Consider the following 18,262-nt stretch of genomic DNA (forward strand, 5'->3'; position numbering starts at 1 on the left):
GATCCCATCCCGAACTCAGAAGTGAAACGATGCATCGCCGATGGTAGTGTGGGGTTTCCCCATGTGAGAGTAGGTCATCGTCAAGATTAAATTCCAGAACCCCTGTCTGCTAACGCAGACAGGGGTTTTGTCGTTTCAGGGCTCCCAAAACTCAGGCCGCTTTGCGAGCCTTGCTGATGCGCCGGGCCTGCCACTTGCGCCACCAGATGTAGACGCCAGTCCCTGACAGCCCCGCGATCACAACACCCAATACCGCGATGATCACTTGCCCGGTGAAGCCGATGATCCGTCCGCCATGTATCGGTAGTTGCAAGCGGTAAAACCGTTCCCCCAATGTCCCTTGTCCGGCAATTTCCTGACCTAATAATCGCCCGTCAGTACCGTGGAAAAACAACCAGGATTTTCCATGCGCTTGAGTGTCATGTTGCCCGAATCCTGCGCCGTAGAAGTTGTACTCAAAGCTGTAATACAACTCCCCGATCGCCGCTGTCAGTCCTAACCTCTTCCCCTCGACCAATGCCCTTTCGTACGCCTGTTGATAACTCAACTGTGTCACCCCCAACTCAGATGGAGGCATTCGCCCTCGAGCCTCATAAACGCTCGGCTCGATCGGTGAAAGCAGCGACACCGCCGGTTTGAAGACCTGACTGGGCAAGTTCATCGCGACACTGCTGACCGCAATCGGTAGCAACAACAACCACAGCCACAATCCACTGGCCCGATGCAGATCGAAGTTGAGCCGATAAGCGTGGCCGCCCTTGATCTTCCAGACCGCCGACCACTTTTTCCAGAACGGCTTGCCACGAGGAAACGTCAGCCACAGCGCGATGAAACAATCGATCACCCAGGCGCTGGCAACCAGCCCCATCAACCACAAGCCCCAGTTTCCGGGCAGCGTCAAGTTGTAATGAAACTCAAGAATGAACGGAATGAAGTTCTCCCGGGAAAAGCAGCACTCACCCCAGTAACGTTGGCCCTTCTGCTCGGCACTCACCGGGTCGAGATAGAACACCTGATTGCGCTCATCGAACGGTTTGCCGGTCACCGGATCATTACGCGGTACCGCCGCCAACATGGCGGTATGCCCCGTCTCCTGCGGATACTCCATGTACCAGACCTGCAACTTCGGATGCGTGGTTTGCACCACGTCGACCAAGGCCCCGGGAGGCAATCGTTGCCCCTCAAATGAGGCTGCGTAGAAGTGCGGATTCAGCCACTCATCCAACTCATGATTGAACGCAAGAATGCTTCCGGTGATCCCGGCCAGCAGCAAAAACACCGCTGTTGCCAGCCCGATATAGCGATGCAACAACACCAACAATGCGCGCATGAGAATTTCCCCACAGAAGCGACAAAGCCAGCTCCTGAGAAATCAGGGGCTGGCTTTTTTATGCACAAGGCAAAGGTTTAGAACTGGTAGCTGACCGTGGCGGCGACGTTGCGCTCTTCGCCCATGTAGCAGAAGTTCAGGCTGGCGCAGGAGGCCACGTAGGACTCATTGGTCAGGTTGTTCGCATTCAAGCGCACGTCGACGCCCTTCAAGCCGACCTTGCCCAGGTCATAACCGATCGAGGCGTCGAACAAGGTGTAGGAAGGCACCTTCAGCGTGTTTTCCGCGTCCGCCCAGCTATAACCGACATAACGCACACCACCGCCCAGACGCAGGCCATCGAGTACCGCGCTGTCGAACTTGTAGTCGGCCCACAACGAGGCCATGTGCCGCGGCGCCTGAGTTGGCGAGTTGCCTTTGTTCTCGATCACGTCGGTCGGAGTGCTCAAGGTGCTGACCATCGATTTCGAGTACTCGATATCGGTGAAGGTGTAGCTGCCGAGCACTTTCAGGTTGTCGGTCAACTGCATGTGCGCTTCCAGCTCCAGACCTTGCGAGCGCACAGCGCCGACTGCTCGGTAGAAGTTTTCCTGTGGCAACTTGGTCGCAAGGTTCTCCTGATCAATGCGGAACAGCGAGGCGGTGAACAGATTGTCGGTGCCCGGCGGCTGGTACTTCAGGCCGACTTCCCATTGCTTCCCGTCAGTTGGCGGCAGAGGATTACCGGCGCTGTCGGCATACGAGTTCGGGTTAAAAGATTCGGAGTAGCTGATGTACGGCGCCAGGCCGTTATCGAACAGATACAACGCGCCGGCGCGGCCGGTCAGTTTGGTACGGCGGTCGTTGATTTCGGTGCCCACTGGCCGACCCGCTTCGGCGATACGGTTCTCATCGGAGGTCTCGACCCAGTCCTGACGCAGACCCAGCGAAAACCGCCATTGGTCCATCTCGATCAGGTCTTGCAGGTAGACCCCGGTCTGCTCCAGGCGCCGCAGGTAACTGGTGTTGCCGTACATGTCGATCGCCGAATTGCCGTAGACCGGGTTGAACGCATTGATCGGCGCCAGACCACCACTGGTCCAGTCGACCACCGTCTTGCGCCGTTGATAATCTGCGCCCATCAACACGGTGTGCTTGGTGGCCCCGGTGAAGAATTCGGCCTGCAGCATGTTGTCGACGATGAACGCATGCAGACGTTCATCGCCGCCGGTGTAATAGCGGTTCAGTTCGTTGCTGGTTGGTGTCGTCCAGCCGTAGGCGTAGACCTGATCCATGTTCACTTTGGAGTCGAGGTAACGGAAATTCTGCCGCGCTGTGAAGACATCGTTGAAGCGATGTTCGAACTGATAGCCGAACGATTGCTGATCCCGCGAGTAGCCATCAATCCCCGGCTCGCCCTCGAAGAAGTGCGGCGAGATGCGATTGCCGTTGCGCTGATGAATCGTCCCGTCCGCCGGCACGCCACCGTGGTAGCCGCCATCCGGATCGTGCTGCAGATACGCCTGCAGCGTCAGCGAGGTGTCTTCAGTGAAATCGATACTCAGCGTCGGAGCGAGGGCGAAGCGTTTTTCCTTGTTGTGGTCGAATTGTGTGTCGGACTGATCCGTCAAACCGGTCAGACGATAGGCAATGCGCTTGTCGTCATCGACTGGGCCGCTGAAGTCAAAACCGACCCCGCGCTGACCTTGGGTACCGACCGTGGCCTGAACCTGATGATAGGCCTCGTACAACGGCTTTTTGCTGGTCAGCGCCACCAGGCCACCGGGCGAACTGCGGCCATACAAGACCGACGACGGGCCTTTGAGAATATCCACGCGCTCGAGGAAATACGGATCGACCTGCATGGTGCTGTAGGTCCCGCTGTCGCCCATCGACTTGAGGCCGTCGAGGTAGATGTTATCCACCGAGCCATCGTTGAAGCCGCGCATCGCCACATAGTCGTAGCGATGGGTCGCCCCGTAAGGGTTGGTCAGCACGCCGGGGGTATAGCGCATCGCCTGAGAGACGGTCTGTGAACCTTGGTCGTCCATTTGCTCGCGGGTGACCACGGACACGCTTTGCGAAGTTTCCAGCAACGCAGTACTGGTCTTGGTGGCGATCTGGCTGTGGGTGGCGTTGTAGCCTTCCATACTGCCGAGTGCGTTGCCGAGGGCGAAACCTTTGATATCGGTGGTTGGCAGTGCCAGCGCATCGGTTTCACTGACAGGACGCAGGACGTAGCTGCTGCCGTCCTGGCTGACTGCTTCCAGGCCCGAACCGCTGAGCAAATGGCTCAACGCCTGATCAGTTGAATATTCGCCCTGTACGCCCGGAGACTGTTGTCCCTGCGTTTGCTGCGGAGTCATCGCCAGGGTAATGCCGGCCTGACGGGCAAACTGGTTCAGCGCTTCGCCCAGCGGGCCGGCGCCGATGCTGTAGCGATGACTGCTCGCTTCACTGGCAGGGGCGGCGACGCTCAGGCCGGGCAGCGCACCGGCACCCAGAACGGTGGACAGCAGGGCGGCGCGAACGGCGTGGCGCAGCAGGCCCGATTCGGCAGTGAAATTCAGCGGTTTCTTACAGGTGAGGCGGACAGTCATTGTCGGTTTCCGTGGCAAGTCGCAAAGGCTGAGTTGAAGTGCTTACTGACCAAGCCGGACTTGTCGCGAAAACCCGCCAAAATAATTTCAGGCCACCGCCTCGAGTGTGACCCACCATCGGGTGCGATAACGCAATTGCACTGGCAGGGTCTGCGGCAGGATGGCCAGCAGCGTGTCGGTGTCCTCCAGGCGGAACACTCCGGACAGGCGCAAGTCCGCCACCTGCGGCGCGCACGTCACAAAGCCCTGACGATAACGCCCGACTTCATTGAGGAAATCGCCCAGGCGCATATTGCGGGTCACAATCAAACCATCGGCCCACGCGCCCACGTCCATATCCAGTGGCGCTGCCGGGCGCACCTGATGATGATCGATCAGATAGGTCTGCCCGGCGAGTGCCTCGACAGAGGTTGCGCCGCTGCGGATGGCGACGCTCCCGGAGCTGACGGTGAGCCGTGTGCAATCGCTGTCCTGACGCAGGATGAAGCGGGCTTTTATCGGCTCATAAATACCATGACGACTTTGCACGCGAAGTGGCCGGTTGAACGTCGCGCCTTCATCGTTACCGCCGCATGTGACGATGATTTCGCCGCGAGTGAGTTTGATCAGCCGCTGCTGCGCGGTGTAGTCCAGATCCACTGCGCTGGCAGTGTTCAGCTCGATCCGCGTGCCGTCGGGCAACTGGAACCCGCGACGCTCGCCGGTCGCCGTAGCGTAATCAGCGCGCCACTGCTGCCAGACGGAGGTGTCCTTGGCCAGCCACGCCGCGGAGCCCATCAGCACCGCGCCAGACAGCAGCTTCAAGGCTTGTCGCCGCCCCAGCCCTTGCGCACTGTTTTCCAGCGTATTGAACGCCACGTGCGCGCCGGGCACTGCGCGCAGGTTATGGCTCAATTCCGCCTGCAGCGACTGCACGCGCTGCCAGGCCAGTTCATGTTCATGATGTTCGGCGCGCCACGCGTCGCACTGATGACTCAGGCGCGCATTGCCATGGTTGTTACGCAGCCGCAGCAGCCAGTGGATGGCTTGCTTGACCACCTGTTGCTGCGGCTCGGCGCGGCGCGCGACTGAGTTGTTATCCACAGGCATCAACTTGCGTACCGCAACACGTAGCAGTGATACAGCGCATCGGCGACGTAACGTTCGACTGAACGCAGTGACAAGCCCATCTGCGCGGCGATCTGCTTGTGCGTCAAACCTTCGCACTGCGCCAGCAGAAACGCCTGACGGACTTTCGGTCGCAAGCCTTCAAGCATGCGCGCGATGCTCTCGAGCAACTCGATTACCAGCGCGCGGGTTTCGGCGCTTGGGGTTTCGGCTTCGGGCAAATGGGCGATGGTTTCGAGATAGGCGCGTTCGATTTCTTCACGACGCCAATGATCGATCACCAGGCCACGGGCGATGGTGCGTAAAAATGCGCGAGGCGCCTTGAGTTCCAGGCGTTCGCTGCGCTGCAACAGGCGGACGAAGGCGTCCTGAGCCAGATCTGCGGCATCCGCGGCATTGCCCAGCCGCGCCCGCAGCCAGGCGTTGAGCCAGCCGTGATGACTCCTGTAAAGCGCCTGCACTGCAAACTCAGGTGAGGACATGAACGCGACAGCCCGAACGTCACAAATGATAATTAGTCGCATTTTTATCAGGGGCTGCGAATTTTGCAACCTCTGCTCGGAGATCCAGCAAAAAAACTTCGTGGCGAACGCTCTGGCACGCCGTTCGGCGGGAATCTGACAGAAATGCAGGCCATTTCCCACGCAGCCCTAAGATTTCCGTGAATGGTGCCGACAGACTGGTGAGACATGCGTGCACCAAAGTAGAGCGGCCGTCAGAACGCCGCCTGCGCTGTACATGGAATGTTGCATCCCGGAACGCATCCCCACTTTTGCATAAGAAGTCCCATGAAATGAATCTCAAGTTCAGCCATAAAATCCTGTTGGCCGCCTCGGGCGTCGTGGTCCTGGCTTTCGCTTTGTTCACCCTCTACAACGACTATCTGCAGCGCAACACCATTCGCCAGAACCTCCAGTCGTCTGTGCAGCAGGCCGGCGATCTGACCGCCAGCAGCGTGCAGAACTGGATGAGCGGGCGAATTCTGGTGCTGGAAAACCTCGCGCAGAACGTTGCCCATCAGGGCAAGGACGCCGACTTCCCGGGGCTGGTCGATCAACCGGCCTTCACCTCGAACTTCCAGTTCACCTACGTCGGTCAGGCCAACGGAGTGTTCACCCAGCGCCCTGACGCGAAGATGCCCGACGGCTACGACCCGCGTCAGCGCCCTTGGTACAAGCAGGCCGTGGTCGCCGACAAAACCATGTTGACCCCGCCATACATGGCGGCGGTCGGTGGTCTGGTCGTGACCATCGCCATGCCGGTGAAAAAGAATGGCGAACTGCTGGGTGTGGTCGGCGGTGACCTGAGCCTGGAAACCCTGGTGAAGATCATCAACTCGGTGGATTTCGGTGGCCTTGGTCACGCGTTCCTGGTCAGCGGTGACGGTCAGGTGATCGTCAGCCCGGACAAAGACCAGGTGATGAAGAACCTCAAGGACATCTACCCGAATTCCGGTGTGCGCATCGAGAAGGGCAACCAGAACGTAGTGCTCAACGGCCAGGAACGCATCCTGTCGTTCACCCCGGTCAGCGGTTTGCCGAATGCCGACTGGTACATCGGGCTGTCGATCGATCGTGACAAGGCCTACGCCGCCCTCAGCCAGTTCCGTACTTCGGCGCTGATCGCGATGTTCGTCGCGGTCGCTGCGATTGCGCTGCTGCTGAGCCTGCTGATCAACGTCCTGATGCGTCCGCTGACCACCATGGGCCGCGCGATGCAGGACATCGCCCAGGGTGAAGGCGACCTGACCCGGCGTCTGGTCGTGGCAGGCAAGGATGAGTTCGCCGAACTGGGCAGCGCGTTCAACCAGTTCGTCGAGCGCATTCACGCGTCGATTTCCGAAGTGTCGTCGGCTACCCGTCATGTGCACGACCTGTCGCAACGGGTAATGGCCTCGTCCAACGCCTCGATCATCGGCTCCGACGAACAAAGTGCGCGCACCAACAGCGTGGCCGCCGCGATCAACCAGTTGGGCGCCGCCACTCAGGAAATCGCCCGCAACGCCGCCGATGCGTCGCAGCACGCCAGCGGCGCCAGCGAGCAGGCCGATGACGGTCGTCAGGTGGTCGAGCAGACCATTCAGGCGATGACCGAGCTGTCGCAGAAGATCAGCCTGTCGTGCACCCAGATCGAAACCCTGAATGCCAGCACCGACAACATCGGCCACATCCTCGATGTGATCAAAGGTATCTCGCAGCAGACCAACCTGCTGGCGCTCAACGCGGCCATCGAAGCGGCCCGTGCCGGTGAAGCCGGACGCGGTTTTGCGGTGGTGGCGGACGAAGTGCGTAACCTCGCCCACCGCACCCAGGAGTCGGCGGAAGAGATCCACAAGATGATCACTTCGTTGCAGGTCGGTTCGCGTGAAGCGGTGACCACCATGAACGCCAGTCAGGCGTCCAGCGAAGAGAGCGTGGAAGTGGCCAATCAGGCCGGTCTGCGCCTGGTCAGCGTGACCCAGCGCATCGGCGAAATCGACGGCATGAACCAGTCGGTGGCTGCCGCGACCGAAGAGCAGACGGCGGTGGTGGAAACCCTCAACGTCGACGTCAACCAGATCAACCTGCTGAACCAGCAGAGCGTCGCCAACCTCAATGAAACATTGAAGGATTGCGATGCGTTGTCGCAGCAGGCGAACCGGTTGAAGCAGTTGGTCGACAGCTTCAAGATCTGATTTTCAGATTCGAGACCGCGTTATCGTTCTTCGCGAGCAGGCTCGCTCCCACAAATTGACCGCGTTCCTACAGAAGGAATGCAATCAGAATGTGGGAGCGGGCTTGCTCGCGAAGGCGGTAGTTCAGTCACCGCCAAACTGAAGCCTTATACAAACAGCTTCAACACATTCCCCATCGCATCATCGGCAAACCCCTGCACGAAATCCTTGAACCCCGGCAGCGCTTCCTCCCCACCTGAAGCCGGCTCGGCAATGATCGTCCAGGTCGCCCGCGACTTCCCCGCTCCCAATGATTCCACGTTCATCGCTGCCCACAAATTCGCCACACCCAAGGTGTTGTAGATCGTGGTCCAGGTCATGGCCCGTGCCTGCTCATCGCGTGAGTTGAGTTGCTCGACCACCACGTTGCCGTCCTTGAAGAACTTCTTGCGCAGCGACGACACGCCGTCGCCGGTCATTTCGATGTGCGACAGCGCCGGGATGAAGCGGTCGAAGCCAGCGAAATTGCCGACCACCGCCCAGACCTGCGCCGCGTCCGCCGGCACTTCCACCGACGACACAACGTGGCAGCCGTGCGGGTTTTTGATCAGGGTGTCGGGTTGCAGATTGCTCATGGTGTTGCTCCTTTTTGGGTGAACTAGATGAAGTTGATCTGTTTCAGGTAATCGCAGCCGCGACGCAGCAGTGCCGGAGATTTTTCCGGGTAGTGCGCGCCCATCTGCTGCACGCCGGCTTCAGCATTGGCGTGGCCGATCAGGGAGATGTCGCCGATGTCTTCCTCGAAGCCGTTGAGGTAGAAACCGAGCACGCCGAACAGCGCGTTGTCGGCATCGACCCGGCCCAGTTGCTGCTGCCAGTCGGCGACGCTGACCAGCGAAAACTCGCTGCCGGTTTCGCGGAACGAAGCGACGTAGGCATCCCAACTCAGCGGTTCGGGGTTGTGCAGGTTGAACACCGCTCTTTCGGTCGAATAGCGGCTGGCGTGGAAGGCGATGAAACGCGCTAGAAAGTCCACCGGCATCAGGTCGAAATTCAGCGCAAAGGCCGGCACCTGACCGAGCTGGATCGAGCCTTTGAGCATCAGCATCAAACGGTTTTTGTGCGGCTGGCAGACGCCGCTCAGGCTGTTGAAACTGATGTTGCCGGGGCGATACAGGTTGACCCACACCCCCCGCTCGCGCGCCCGTTCGAGGACGCGTTCGCCGACCCACTTCGACAGGTTGTAGCCGTTGCGGATGTAGATCGGCGGGGTCGGCGCGGCAGGCAATTCGAGTACTCGGCCTTCGCCATCGACGGTGCTTGAAGCGGACAGTGTCGAGACAAAGTTGAAGACCTTTTTGCTGCGTCCTTCACACAGACGCAGCAGCTCGAAAATCGGCTCGACGTTATCCGCCGCCAGCGACTCGTAATCGAGCACGTGATTGACGTTGGCGGCGTTGTGCACCAGCGCGCCGAACTCGCGATCCAGGCGCTGATAATCGTCGTCGGCCAGGCCAAGTTGCGGGCGGGTGAGGTTCGCGGAGTAGATCCGCACCCGGCTCAAATCGAGATGCTCGAGACGGTTCTCACGCAGCGCCTGAGCAAACCGCTGCGCCGCGGTTTGCCCGCCGCCGTCACGCACCAGACACGCCACCTCGCTGGCGCCCCATCCAAGCAGCGCTTCGACAATGTGCACGCCGACAAAGCTGTTGGCGCCGGTGACGATCACCTTGTGCACATCACCCAGGCGACTGATCGGCAGCGGCTCGATGTTCAGCGGGCGTTCGGCGTCGGCCATGGCCTGTGCGCTGAGCACCGCGCTGTCATCGGTACCGCGCACCAGCGTGGCGAGCTTGATGATGGTTGGCAGTTCGATGAAGCGGTTGATCGAGATGCTGCGCCCGAATTCCTCACGCAAACGCAGCAACATCCGTGACAGCAGGATCGAATGCCCACCGAGGTTGAAGAAACTTTCGTCGGTGGAAATATCGCTGCTCGGCAGCTCCAGCAGTTCCGCCCAGATCTCCAGCAGCAACGCTTCGTCAGCGTTTGCCGGCAGGCATTTCGGACTGCTGTCCTGCACGCTCACCGGCAGCTCCAGCAACGCTTTGCGGTCGACCTTGCCGTTGCTGGCGAACGGCATCTGCGCCAGTTCAGTCCACGCCACCGGTTGCATGTAGTCCGGCAGAAACTGCTGGGCATGCGCCTTCAACAGATCGCGGGCAGCGTCCGACTGCGGCTGCGCAAGGAACGCCAGAATCCGCCGCTGATGGTCGATCACCACCGCCACCTGGCGGTACAACTGGCTCTCGCGCAGGCAGCGCTCGATCTCTTCCGGTTCGACCCGGAAACCACGGATCTTTACCTGATTGTCGCGCCGTCCGCACAGCTCGATACCGTGTTCGCCCCACTTGGCCATGTCGCCACTGCGGTAGGCGCGCAAGCTCTCACCGTGCGGCAGTTGCAGGGTCAGATAACGCTCCGCGGTCTGCTGCGGATTGTTCAAGTAGCCGAGGCAAACGCCGGGGCCGACGATGAACAATTCGCCGACGGTGTTCTCCGGCACCGGTTGCAACTCGTCATCGAGAATCAGCACCTGACTGTTGGCAATCGGCGCGCCGAGGGTGCGGTTGCTGTCACCCGGCTTGAGCTGGCGAGCGGTAATCAGCACCGTCGCTTCGGTGGGGCCGTAGAGGTTGTGCAGCTTGCCCTGGCGGGTCAATTGCTCGATGACGAAGGGCTCGCAGACGTCGCCGCCGGTCATCACCTCGACACCTTGCAGTTGCTCCAGCGGCAGGATGCTCAGCAGTGCCGGCGGCAGGAACGCGTGGGTCAGTTGCCGGCGGCGGATCAGCGCCACCAGTTGCAGCGGATCGCGGCGCTGGGTGTCATCCGGTACCACCAGTTCGGCGCCCTGCAGCAGCGTCGGAAAGATATCGATCAGCGACGAGTCGAAGCTCAGTGAAGAGAACTGCAACACCCGGCTTTCGGCGCGCAATTGCACGTAATCGGCGTACCACGCGGTAAAATGCGCGAGGTTCGCCTGGCTCAGCAGTACACCCTTCGGATGCCCGGTGGTGCCGGAGGTGTAGAGCGCCATGCACGGTGCTTCAAGCGTCGGCCGTTGACGCATCAACGGTTGGCTGAGATCCGCGTCGGCACTGTCGATATGACTGACATCCAGCCCCGGCATCGACTCACCGAGCGGATGCTCGCCGTCGTGCAGCAACAACACCGCGCCGGCGTTTTGCAGGATGTATTGCTGGCGCTGCAACGGATGGCTCGGCTCCAGCGGCAGATACACCGCGCCACTGCCGAGCACCGCCAGAATCGAGGCGAACAGCGCCGGGCTTTTCGGCTGGCAGATACCCACGACCCACGGCTGCGGATGCTGCTCTAGCAGTGGCTGCAGACGTTGCTGGATCGCACGGCTGTGCGCGTGCAACTGGCGGTAGCTGAGCGAGTGCTCGGCCAGGTGCAGCGCCGGTCGCTCGGCGTGTTCGATCAGGCTGCGTTGCAGGCGTTCGATCAACGGCGTCTGCGCCTGTTGCAACAATGCCGGATGCGTCGTGGCGTTGAGGCGATGGACGTAAGCCAGACTGTCGAGAAACGACAGGTCCTCCACCTGTTCAAAGTCCAGCGCCGTGGCGGGCATTGCCTGCTGGAAGTACCCGGCATCGCGGGAGAAGCGGCTGACCAGCAGCGCGACTTCGTCGACCAACTGCGTCAGCACTCGCTGGCGCAGTGCCTGACCGTTGCCGGACGGCTCCTCGCCAATCGGCACGCGGCTGATCATTGACGAGCCGAGGAAGCACAGCAGGTCGAGCGTCGGTAAACCGCCAAGGCGCTGCGCAGCGATACCGAGGCGCAGATGCAAGTGCGGGATGGCGCAGAAATCACCGGCGCCGATGAAGCCATCGTCGATGATCAGGTCTACCGGCGATTGCGCCGCGCCGCTGCGCCGCAAGGAGTGACCGTGTTGTTCGAGTTCCTGCGCCAGGTCGGTCATGGCCTGGCTGGCGCCAATCAATAAAATGTCGAGACGTCTCATGTCGGCCTCCTCATCAAACCAGATAGTCACGCAGGGCGTGCTGCACGCAGGGCGTGTCGAGCAGCGAGCTGTTGTGGAAAAAGCGCACGATGTTGCCCACCAGCGGATGGTGGCGATTGATCGGGAACGCCAGCCCGGCCATCTCATCCTTGAGCGAGCGGCGCACTGCCTCGCTGACCGGCAAGGCGTCGATCAGGCGCAGATCGAAGGACTTCTGGATGTCGTTGGTCAGGTAATGGCCGATGAACACCGGCAGGATCTGCGCGATGGTTTCCCGGTCCGCGTCATTGGCGGTGTGCCAATAGATGCGCACCATGCGCGCCCAGAAACTGGAGTGCCGGCCCTCGTCGAGCAGGTGATCGGCCATCAGCCCTTTGATCGACGGCTTGACCGTGTCGTCCCGGGCGAACGCGGCGACGTCGCCGGTCACGGTGTTCTCGGCGATGGCCACGCAGATCAGTTCCACCGCGCTGCGCAGGTGCTCGGGCGCCAGTGCCACAGCGGCAGGAATCGCCCGACTCAGTTCGATTTCAGTGGGCAGTTCGATCGGCTCGATGCCGGTCATGGCCACGGTCTGCTGCATGAAATCCATCGCTACCAGCGCGTGGTAATCCTCGTCCACCACCACGGTCATGGCGTCGTAGCGACAGGCGAACGGGAAGGCCACGGCGAAGCGATTCTTGGCGATGGCGCGGGCGGTCTTGTCGACGATCTCGGTCTCGAAAATCACCACGTCGTTGATGAATTTGTACAGCGTCTGCACCAGGGCGAAATCCCGTTGTTGCGGGCATTCGCGCAGGAAGGTTTCGCTGAGCACCAGGGGTTGGCGGCTCAGCGGGTAGATCAGGCGTTCATCGTCTTCGAGCACACGCCGTGGTCGGGTGCGGATGGTGGCGCGACTTTCCCAGGCGTCGGCGAAGGATTGGTAGTCGGCGGCGTTCATCGGGCCACCTCCGCCAAGGGCTCGCGCATGCTCAGACGCAGGCCGTCCCACAGGGCGATGCGGCTTTCCACCGCCGCGATGGCGCTGGCATAAACCTCGGCTTCGCGCTGCGGATCGCCGTCGACCAGACGCTCAAGCAATTGCTCCGCCGCCGGACCGTGATCTTCCGAGTCGACCTCGATGTGGCGCTCCAGGTAATAGCGAAAGGTGGGTGCCTGTTCGATGCCGATCCCCCAGTCATCGAGGATGCGCTGGAACATCGTCGGGATCACGCTTTCGCGACCATGCAGGAACGCGGCGGCGACGCTGTGGCCCGGTGCGTGCAGCGCGGTGTGCAGCGTCTCGCGCACAAATTTCGCCGCTGCCGGATCGACCTCAACGCTTTGCAGGGCGACGTCGTAACTCACGCCTTCCCGTTGCAGCGCGACAAACCGTTCGACCGCCGTGGTGCTCGCACCGACTTCGCGCATCGCGTCCAGGTACAGTTCGAAATGGCTGTAATGGCCGTGGGCGGGACGATCATCGGACTCTTCGCCAAGCACGATCTCGTTGATTAGCCGCGCAGCATGCGGATCGCGTGGCGGTAACCATGGCAGCCGTGTACAGGTCAGTTCCTGTTGCAGGCGCTTGGTCAACGACATGAAATCCCACACGGCGAAGACGTGGGATTCCATGAACCGGCGCAGTACCGATAACGAATCGATCTCGGTAAAGATCGGGTGAACGCTCAATTGCGCTTTTTTCAGGGCGAGTTGTTCTTTAGTTGGCATCATGGCGAACCTCGGTGTTATTGGAATAGAGGGAGTTGCTCGTTCAGTGCATCAACATGGACTTGATAAGTTTGAAATGTTTTCTATTGGCGAACGCTGGCCTCATTCGGATTAATGAAAGTTTGCAAAGTGCATGAAAGGCTCTCGGCCATGCGTTGGCGACTATTTGCCAAAGCTATCGGCTGACTGCAGAGCTGCGCCGTGTTTGCGGGGGTAACCCTGCTCGGCGAGGAAAAGCTAATACATCGTCAAATAACTTAACAAGTTTATTTTGAATTATTTTTAGTTGTATGTTTTTCAAGTATGAGTCGGCCCGGTAAAACTTTTTGTTTAAGTTTTACTTGGGCGTAGTTGCTCCTTTCGGCAAATAATGGCCAAAATTGAAGACAAGAGTGAATGCCTCACTCAAAGCAACTTCAAGAAGCGGAAATTGAATGTGATGTATAGGAATGAAAGTGGGCCGGAAACGGCGCCGTAACTTCCCTTTTTCCCGTGGCAAGGCTCCTTCCGTAGGTTCCTGGTGCGGGGACTGCGCCGGCGGTGCGGCGCGTCGCCCGTTCTTCATGGGGTGGCCGTTAAAGAGTGCGGGTAAATTGGCGGGACGGCTATGACCGATTCGTCCGCGCCGAGCCGCAATGGCGGGCTTGCGAGCGCTGGGAGGTTAGAGCGAACACGCGGATCCGCCACCAGGTTTGCGGAGGATCGGGGAGAGGATTTGTAAGCGGGTTATTCGCCGGTCAGGCGCGAAGGCCTGAGACCGGCGTGAAGGGTGTCAGCGCACGGCCTTGCGGTTTTGTCCGGCGGGACTGGCGAGGAACCGGGTGATCACGTCGACGCCACGGTTGAGGTGATGTGTGAGCAACTTCACCGACAGCTCGACATCGCGCTCGATCACGGCCTGGAGCATGGCGCGGTGATCTTCCTGGGAGAGTTTGCCCAGGCCCATGGCTTCGAGATTGAAACGCAGGAAGCGCTCCTCCTCGTTGAGGCCGTCTTCGACCAGCCGCAGCAGACGCTTATTCGGTGCCTTGCTGTACAGGGCCATGTGGAACAGACGGTTGAGCCGACCGATTTCGCTGTAGTCGTGCTGGGTTTCGAGTTCTTCGATATAGCCGGCGGCAAGCGCGTGATCGGCGCTGGTCAGCAACGGGATCGACTGGCGCATGGCTTCGGATTCGAGGAGGATCCGCAACTCGTAGGTTTCGGTGGCGTCGCCCTGGATCAGCGGCGCTACAACGGCGCCCTTGTGGGTGGTGACGCTCAGCAGTTCCTGCGCTTCGAGCTGGCGCAGAGCCTCGCGCACCGGCATGCGGCTGACCCCGAACAGGTCGGCCAGATCCTGCTGGCGCAGGGCGGTGCCGCACGGCAAGCGACCGTCAAGGATCGCCGAGCGCAGGGTTTCTTCGATGATCGAGCGGGCAAGGTGTGCGGGAATCGGCCCATCGACTTTGATGCTGTGCAGCGGTTTGGGCTTCTGTGTCACAACTACTCACCCTGAATGACGACGGAATTTGGATCCAAAGACACTAGTGATTGCTCTACAGGTTGTCAAACCATGTAAAGGATTGCTGTCCTGAATGAAGTTTAGCGCGATGGCGATGATCTCATGGTGCCATTGTTTTTTGCCGGGCTAAGCTTCACCATCAAACGCTTTCCTTCCTGCCCCCTGGAAACCTGCTGTGGCGGTACGTTTCGCGATCCCCCGGACTCTGCGCTGGCTAGGCTGCGCACTGTTGCTGGCCGGCGTCATGCTGGGCGGCCTGCATGCCGATTGGGATTTTTCCGCGATCAGCCGCAAGGCTACGGCGCTCTACGGCCCGTTGGGTGCCGGGCAGCAGCGGATCGATGCCTGGCAAAACCTGCTGGCCACGCAGAAACAGGTCAGCGAGATGGAAAAGCTGAAAGTGGTAAACCTGTTTTTCAACAAACAGGTGCGTTATGTAGAAGATATCGATCTGTGGGGGCAGGTCGATTATTGGGAGACGCCCATCGAAGCGTTGTGGAAAGGCGCCGGCGATTGCGAAGACTACGCGATCGCCAAGTATTTCAGCCTGCGCCATCTCGGGGTCTCCAGTGACAAGCTGCGCATCACCTACGTCAAGGCACTGCGCCAGAATCGCGCACACATGGTGCTGACTTACTACGCCACCCCCGATGCCATGCCGCTGGTGCTCGACAGCCTGATCGATCCGATTCAGCCTGCGTCCCAGCGAACCGATTTACTGCCGGTCTACTCTTTCAATGCTGAAGGTCTGTACCTGCCGGGAGCCAAGGGCAATAAAAAGGTCGGCGACACCAAACGCCTGTCGCGCTGGCAGGATGTGCTGAAGAAAATGCAGGCCGAAGGTTTCCCGGTCGAAACGACTAACTAGGAGCACGCGCTCAGATGTCTTTGTTCAAACAGCTGTTGATCGCTATCTGTCTGTTCCTGGTGGTCGCCTTCACCGGCAGCTTCATGGTCAGTCTGGAGAGCTCGCGCACCCAGTACGTCAACCAGCTGCGCTCACATGCCCAGGACGCCGCCACGGCGCTGGCGTTGTCGCTGACGCCGAATATCGACGACCCGGCGATGGTCGAGCTGCTGGTCAGCTCGATTTTCGACAGCGGCTATTACGCGAGCATCCGCGTGGTCGATCTCAAGACCGACAAGACCATTGTCGAGCGCAGCGGAATTCCGGCGGTGAGCAATGTGCCTGACTGGTTCGTCAAACTGATCGGCCTGGAGCCGGCCGGTGGCGACGCGCTGGTCAGCCGTGGCTGGGAGCAGGCGGCGCGGGTCGAGGTGGTCAGCCACCCGATGTTTGCCGTGGCCAAGCTGTGGCAGAGCGCGTTGGGCAGCCTCGGCTGGCTGCTGCTGTGCGGCGCGGTCAGTGCAGTGCTCGGCGCGTTGCTGCTGCGCCGGCAATTGCGCCCGCTGGATTACATGGTCAAACAATCGCACGCCATTGCTCGCCGCGAATTCCTCAGCCTGCCGGAGCTGCCGCGTACCCCGGAACTGCGGCGCGTGGTGCAGGCGATGAACCAGATGGTCGAGAAGCTCAAGGCGCTGTTCCAGGAGCAGGCCGAGCGCAGCGAAAAACTGCGTGCCGAGTCTTATCAGGACAACCTCACCGGGCTGGCCAACCGGCGCTATTTCGAGATGCAGCTGCATAACCGCGTGAGCAACCCGGAGCAGGCCAGTTCCGGTTACCTGCTGCTGTTGCGGGTCAAGGATCTGGCCGGGCTCAATCAGCGTCTGGGCGGTCAGCGCACCGATGAACTGTTGAAAGCCGTCGGCGAGCAACTGTCCCGCGAGTGCGCCAAATACCCGGAAACCCAAAACCTCGTCACCCGGATTCGCGGCGGTGAATTCGCCGTGCTGGCACCGGGACTGGTGCGCGAAGAAGCGCTGCAACTGGCGCAGAATCTCGACAGCGCATTGAGCAGCCTGCATGCCACTGGCGCAACCGATGTGCCGGCCGTGGCCTCCATCGGCCTCGCTCCGTTTGCTCACGGCGATTCACCGCAAGCGGTACTGACCCTGGGCGATCAGGCGCTGGCGCAGGCCGAGGGACAGGGCGAGCAGAACTGGGCGTGCATCGATCAGAGCCTGGTGGCGGACGTCGGTGACGATCACCATGCCTGGCATCGCTTGCTCGATCAGGCGCTGAATCAGCAGCGTTTCGAACTGTATTTCCAACCGGTGGTGGCTGCTCAGGACACGCAATTGGTGCTGCATTACAAAGTGCTTTCGCGCTTGCTGGATGAACAGGGCCAGACCATCCCGGCCGGGCGTTTCCTGCCGTGGCTCGAGCGTTTTGGCTGGACCGCGCGACTGGACCGTCTGATGCTCGAACGCGTGTTGGAGCAAATGAAGGCGCATGAGGATTCGCTGGCGCTGAACCTGTCTTCGGCAACCCTGGCCGATCCACAAGCGCTGAACAAAGTGTTCGAGATTCTGCGCGCGCACTCCGACCTCGGCGAGCGCCTGACGCTGGAGATCGGCGAGGAGCAATTGCCGGAGCAAGCGGTGCTGGAGCAGTTGACCCGGCGCCTGCGTGAACTCGGTTTCTCCCTGAGCCTGCAGCGCTTTGGTGGACGCTTCAGCATGATCGGCAACCTGGCGCGGCTGGGGCTGGCGTACCTGAAGATCGATGGCAGTTACATTCGCGCGATCGATCAGGAGAGCGACAAGCGCCTGTTCATCGAGGCGATCCAGCGTGCGGCGCACAGCATCGATCTACCGTTGATTGCCGAGCGGGTGGAGACCGAAGGCGAGTTATCGGTGATTCGCGAGATGGGCTTGTATGGGGTGCAGGGGCAGTTGTTTGGTGAGCCCACGCCCTGGAAGTGAATCTTGGTAAGGCGGTGTCAGTGATGCCGTCTTCGCGAGCAGGCTCGCTCCCACATTGGAATGCATTTCAAATGTGGGAGCGAGCCTGCTCGCGAAGGGGCCAGATCATTCAACGAATATGCGGGATCAGATAAGCCCACCTTCATCATCATCGATCAACTGGCTCAACCCGCCCAACGCCTCACGCGCCTGGGTGCGATCCATCAACTTGGCCTGCGCCGCCGGCGGCAGGTCGGTGACGCGGATCACGCCTTTCTGGGTCAACACCTGAATCAGGTCGTCGAGTACCCGAATCATTTCCAGGTCGCTCTGCTTGAGCTGTTTCAGGCTGGTTTCCACCACTTCATTGGCGAACCAGGCCTGGATTTCATGGCTGTCGGCCGGCAGCGTTTCCGTGGCCTCGGCGTAGGCCGCGGCTTCCACGCGAATCAACAGACCTTGCGCATCGCGTTGCACGTAAAACATTGAGCATCCCTCAGAAAGATCCAGCGTCATG

Annotated in this window: 13 protein-coding genes and 1 rRNA gene; 4 read left to right on the forward strand and 10 right to left on the reverse strand. The window is 60.4% G+C overall.

Annotation, left to right across the window (positions count from 1 at the left end; translation table 11 throughout):
* Window positions 1–86, forward strand: a 5S ribosomal RNA gene (rrf, locus tag H043_RS28945); the annotation flags it as partial.
* Between the two features lie 65 nt (window positions 87–151).
* On the opposite strand, the gene H043_RS0106055 is transcribed toward rrf, so the two are convergent.
* The 4 genes from H043_RS0106055 to H043_RS0106070 all read right to left on the reverse strand — a co-directional run bounded on the left by H043_RS0106055 (window position 152) and on the right by H043_RS0106070 (window position 5,498).
* Complete coding sequence (locus tag H043_RS0106055) at window positions 152–1,330, reverse strand: PepSY domain-containing protein (protein ID WP_027611101.1); 1,179 nt, start codon at window positions 1,328–1,330, stop codon at window positions 152–154.
* 77 nt (window positions 1,331–1,407) lie between these two features.
* Window positions 1,408–3,909 carry a TonB-dependent siderophore receptor gene (locus H043_RS0106060; protein ID WP_027611102.1) on the reverse strand — a complete coding sequence of 834 codons (2,502 nt, stop codon included), beginning with the start codon at window positions 3,907–3,909 and terminating at the stop codon, window positions 1,408–1,410.
* 87 nt (window positions 3,910–3,996) lie between these two features.
* The gene (locus H043_RS0106065; RefSeq protein ID WP_027611103.1) at window positions 3,997–4,998 is read right to left on the reverse strand and encodes a FecR domain-containing protein; all 1,002 of its coding nucleotides are present in this window, start codon (window positions 4,996–4,998) and stop codon (window positions 3,997–3,999) included.
* Window positions 4,998–5,498 (reverse strand): sigma-70 family RNA polymerase sigma factor, encoded by a 501-nt coding sequence (locus H043_RS0106070; RefSeq protein WP_027611104.1) that lies wholly within the window; start codon window positions 5,496–5,498, stop codon window positions 4,998–5,000. The genes H043_RS0106065 and H043_RS0106070 overlap by 1 nt, the downstream gene beginning before the upstream one ends.
* 311 nt (window positions 5,499–5,809) lie before the next feature.
* On the opposite strand from H043_RS0106070, the gene H043_RS0106075 reads away from it, so the two are divergent.
* Window positions 5,810–7,690, forward strand: a complete 1,881-nt coding sequence (locus H043_RS0106075) for a methyl-accepting chemotaxis protein (protein WP_027611105.1) — start codon at window positions 5,810–5,812, stop codon at window positions 7,688–7,690.
* Window positions 7,691–7,836: 146 nt separating this feature from the next.
* Here the strand turns inward: H043_RS0106075 and H043_RS0106080 are convergent, their stop codons facing one another.
* The 5 genes from H043_RS0106080 to H043_RS0106100 all read right to left on the reverse strand — a co-directional run bounded on the left by H043_RS0106080 (window position 7,837) and on the right by H043_RS0106100 (window position 14,916).
* Entirely contained in the window at window positions 7,837–8,304 is a 468-nt protein-coding gene (locus tag H043_RS0106080; RefSeq protein ID WP_027611106.1) for an SRPBCC family protein, read from the reverse strand.
* Between the two features lie 23 nt (window positions 8,305–8,327).
* Window positions 8,328–11,720, reverse strand: coding sequence for an amino acid adenylation domain-containing protein (locus H043_RS0106085; RefSeq protein WP_027611107.1), 3,393 nt, complete (start codon window positions 11,718–11,720; stop codon window positions 8,328–8,330).
* Window positions 11,721–11,733: 13 nt separating this feature from the next.
* A complete protein-coding gene (locus H043_RS0106090; protein ID WP_027611108.1) occupies window positions 11,734–12,663 on the reverse strand; it encodes a diiron oxygenase in 930 nt (309 codons plus the stop codon).
* A complete protein-coding gene (locus H043_RS0106095) occupies window positions 12,660–13,436 on the reverse strand; it encodes a DUF3050 domain-containing protein (RefSeq protein ID WP_027611109.1) in 777 nt (258 codons plus the stop codon). The genes H043_RS0106090 and H043_RS0106095 overlap by 4 nt, the downstream gene beginning before the upstream one ends.
* Before the next feature lie 769 nt (window positions 13,437–14,205).
* Entirely contained in the window at window positions 14,206–14,916 is a 711-nt protein-coding gene (locus H043_RS0106100; RefSeq protein WP_027611110.1) for a GntR family transcriptional regulator, read from the reverse strand.
* Between the two features lie 196 nt (window positions 14,917–15,112).
* Here H043_RS0106100 and lapG point away from each other — a divergent pair, with 196 nt between their 5' ends.
* A complete protein-coding gene (gene lapG, locus H043_RS0106105; protein ID WP_007962016.1) occupies window positions 15,113–15,805 on the forward strand; it encodes a cysteine protease LapG in 693 nt (230 codons plus the stop codon).
* A gap of 14 nt (window positions 15,806–15,819) precedes the next feature.
* Complete coding sequence (gene lapD, locus H043_RS0106110; RefSeq protein WP_027611111.1) at window positions 15,820–17,766, forward strand: cyclic di-GMP receptor LapD; 1,947 nt, start codon at window positions 15,820–15,822, stop codon at window positions 17,764–17,766.
* Between the two features lie 126 nt (window positions 17,767–17,892).
* Here the strand turns inward: lapD and H043_RS0106115 are convergent, their stop codons facing one another.
* A complete protein-coding gene (locus H043_RS0106115) occupies window positions 17,893–18,231 on the reverse strand; it encodes a hypothetical protein (protein ID WP_027611112.1) in 339 nt (112 codons plus the stop codon).
* Window positions 18,232–18,262: the final 31 nt, after the last annotated feature.

It is taken from the genome of Pseudomonas sp. URIL14HWK12:I6, assembly GCF_000514195.1.
GTDB classification, from domain to species: domain Bacteria; phylum Pseudomonadota; class Gammaproteobacteria; order Pseudomonadales; family Pseudomonadaceae; genus Aquipseudomonas; species Aquipseudomonas putida_A.

Bases quoted from the DNA above. Each gene is read 5' to 3' on its own strand.
- H043_RS0106065 (WP_027611103.1), bottom strand. From the start codon at position 4,998: ATGCCTGTGGATAACAACTCAGTCGCGCGCCGCGCCGAGCCGCAGCAA.
- H043_RS0106080 (WP_027611106.1), bottom strand. From the start codon at position 8,304: ATGAGCAATCTGCAACCCGACACCCTGATCAAAAACCCGCACGGCTGC.
- H043_RS0106070 (WP_027611104.1), bottom strand. From the start codon at position 5,498: ATGTCCTCACCTGAGTTTGCAGTGCAGGCGCTTTACAGGAGTCATCAC.
- H043_RS0106095 (WP_027611109.1), bottom strand. From the start codon at position 13,436: ATGATGCCAACTAAAGAACAACTCGCCCTGAAAAAAGCGCAATTGAGC.
- H043_RS0106055 (WP_027611101.1), bottom strand. From the start codon at position 1,330: ATGCGCGCATTGTTGGTGTTGTTGCATCGCTATATCGGGCTGGCAACA.
- H043_RS0106090 (WP_027611108.1), bottom strand. From the start codon at position 12,663: ATGAACGCCGCCGACTACCAATCCTTCGCCGACGCCTGGGAAAGTCGC.
- H043_RS0106085 (WP_027611107.1), bottom strand. From the start codon at position 11,720: ATGAGACGTCTCGACATTTTATTGATTGGCGCCAGCCAGGCCATGACC.
- H043_RS0106075 (WP_027611105.1), top strand. From the start codon at position 5,810: ATGAATCTCAAGTTCAGCCATAAAATCCTGTTGGCCGCCTCGGGCGTC.
- H043_RS0106115 (WP_027611112.1), bottom strand. From the start codon at position 18,231: ATGTTTTACGTGCAACGCGATGCGCAAGGTCTGTTGATTCGCGTGGAA.
- H043_RS0106060 (WP_027611102.1), bottom strand. From the start codon at position 3,909: ATGACTGTCCGCCTCACCTGTAAGAAACCGCTGAATTTCACTGCCGAA.
- lapD (WP_027611111.1), top strand. From the start codon at position 15,820: ATGTCTTTGTTCAAACAGCTGTTGATCGCTATCTGTCTGTTCCTGGTG.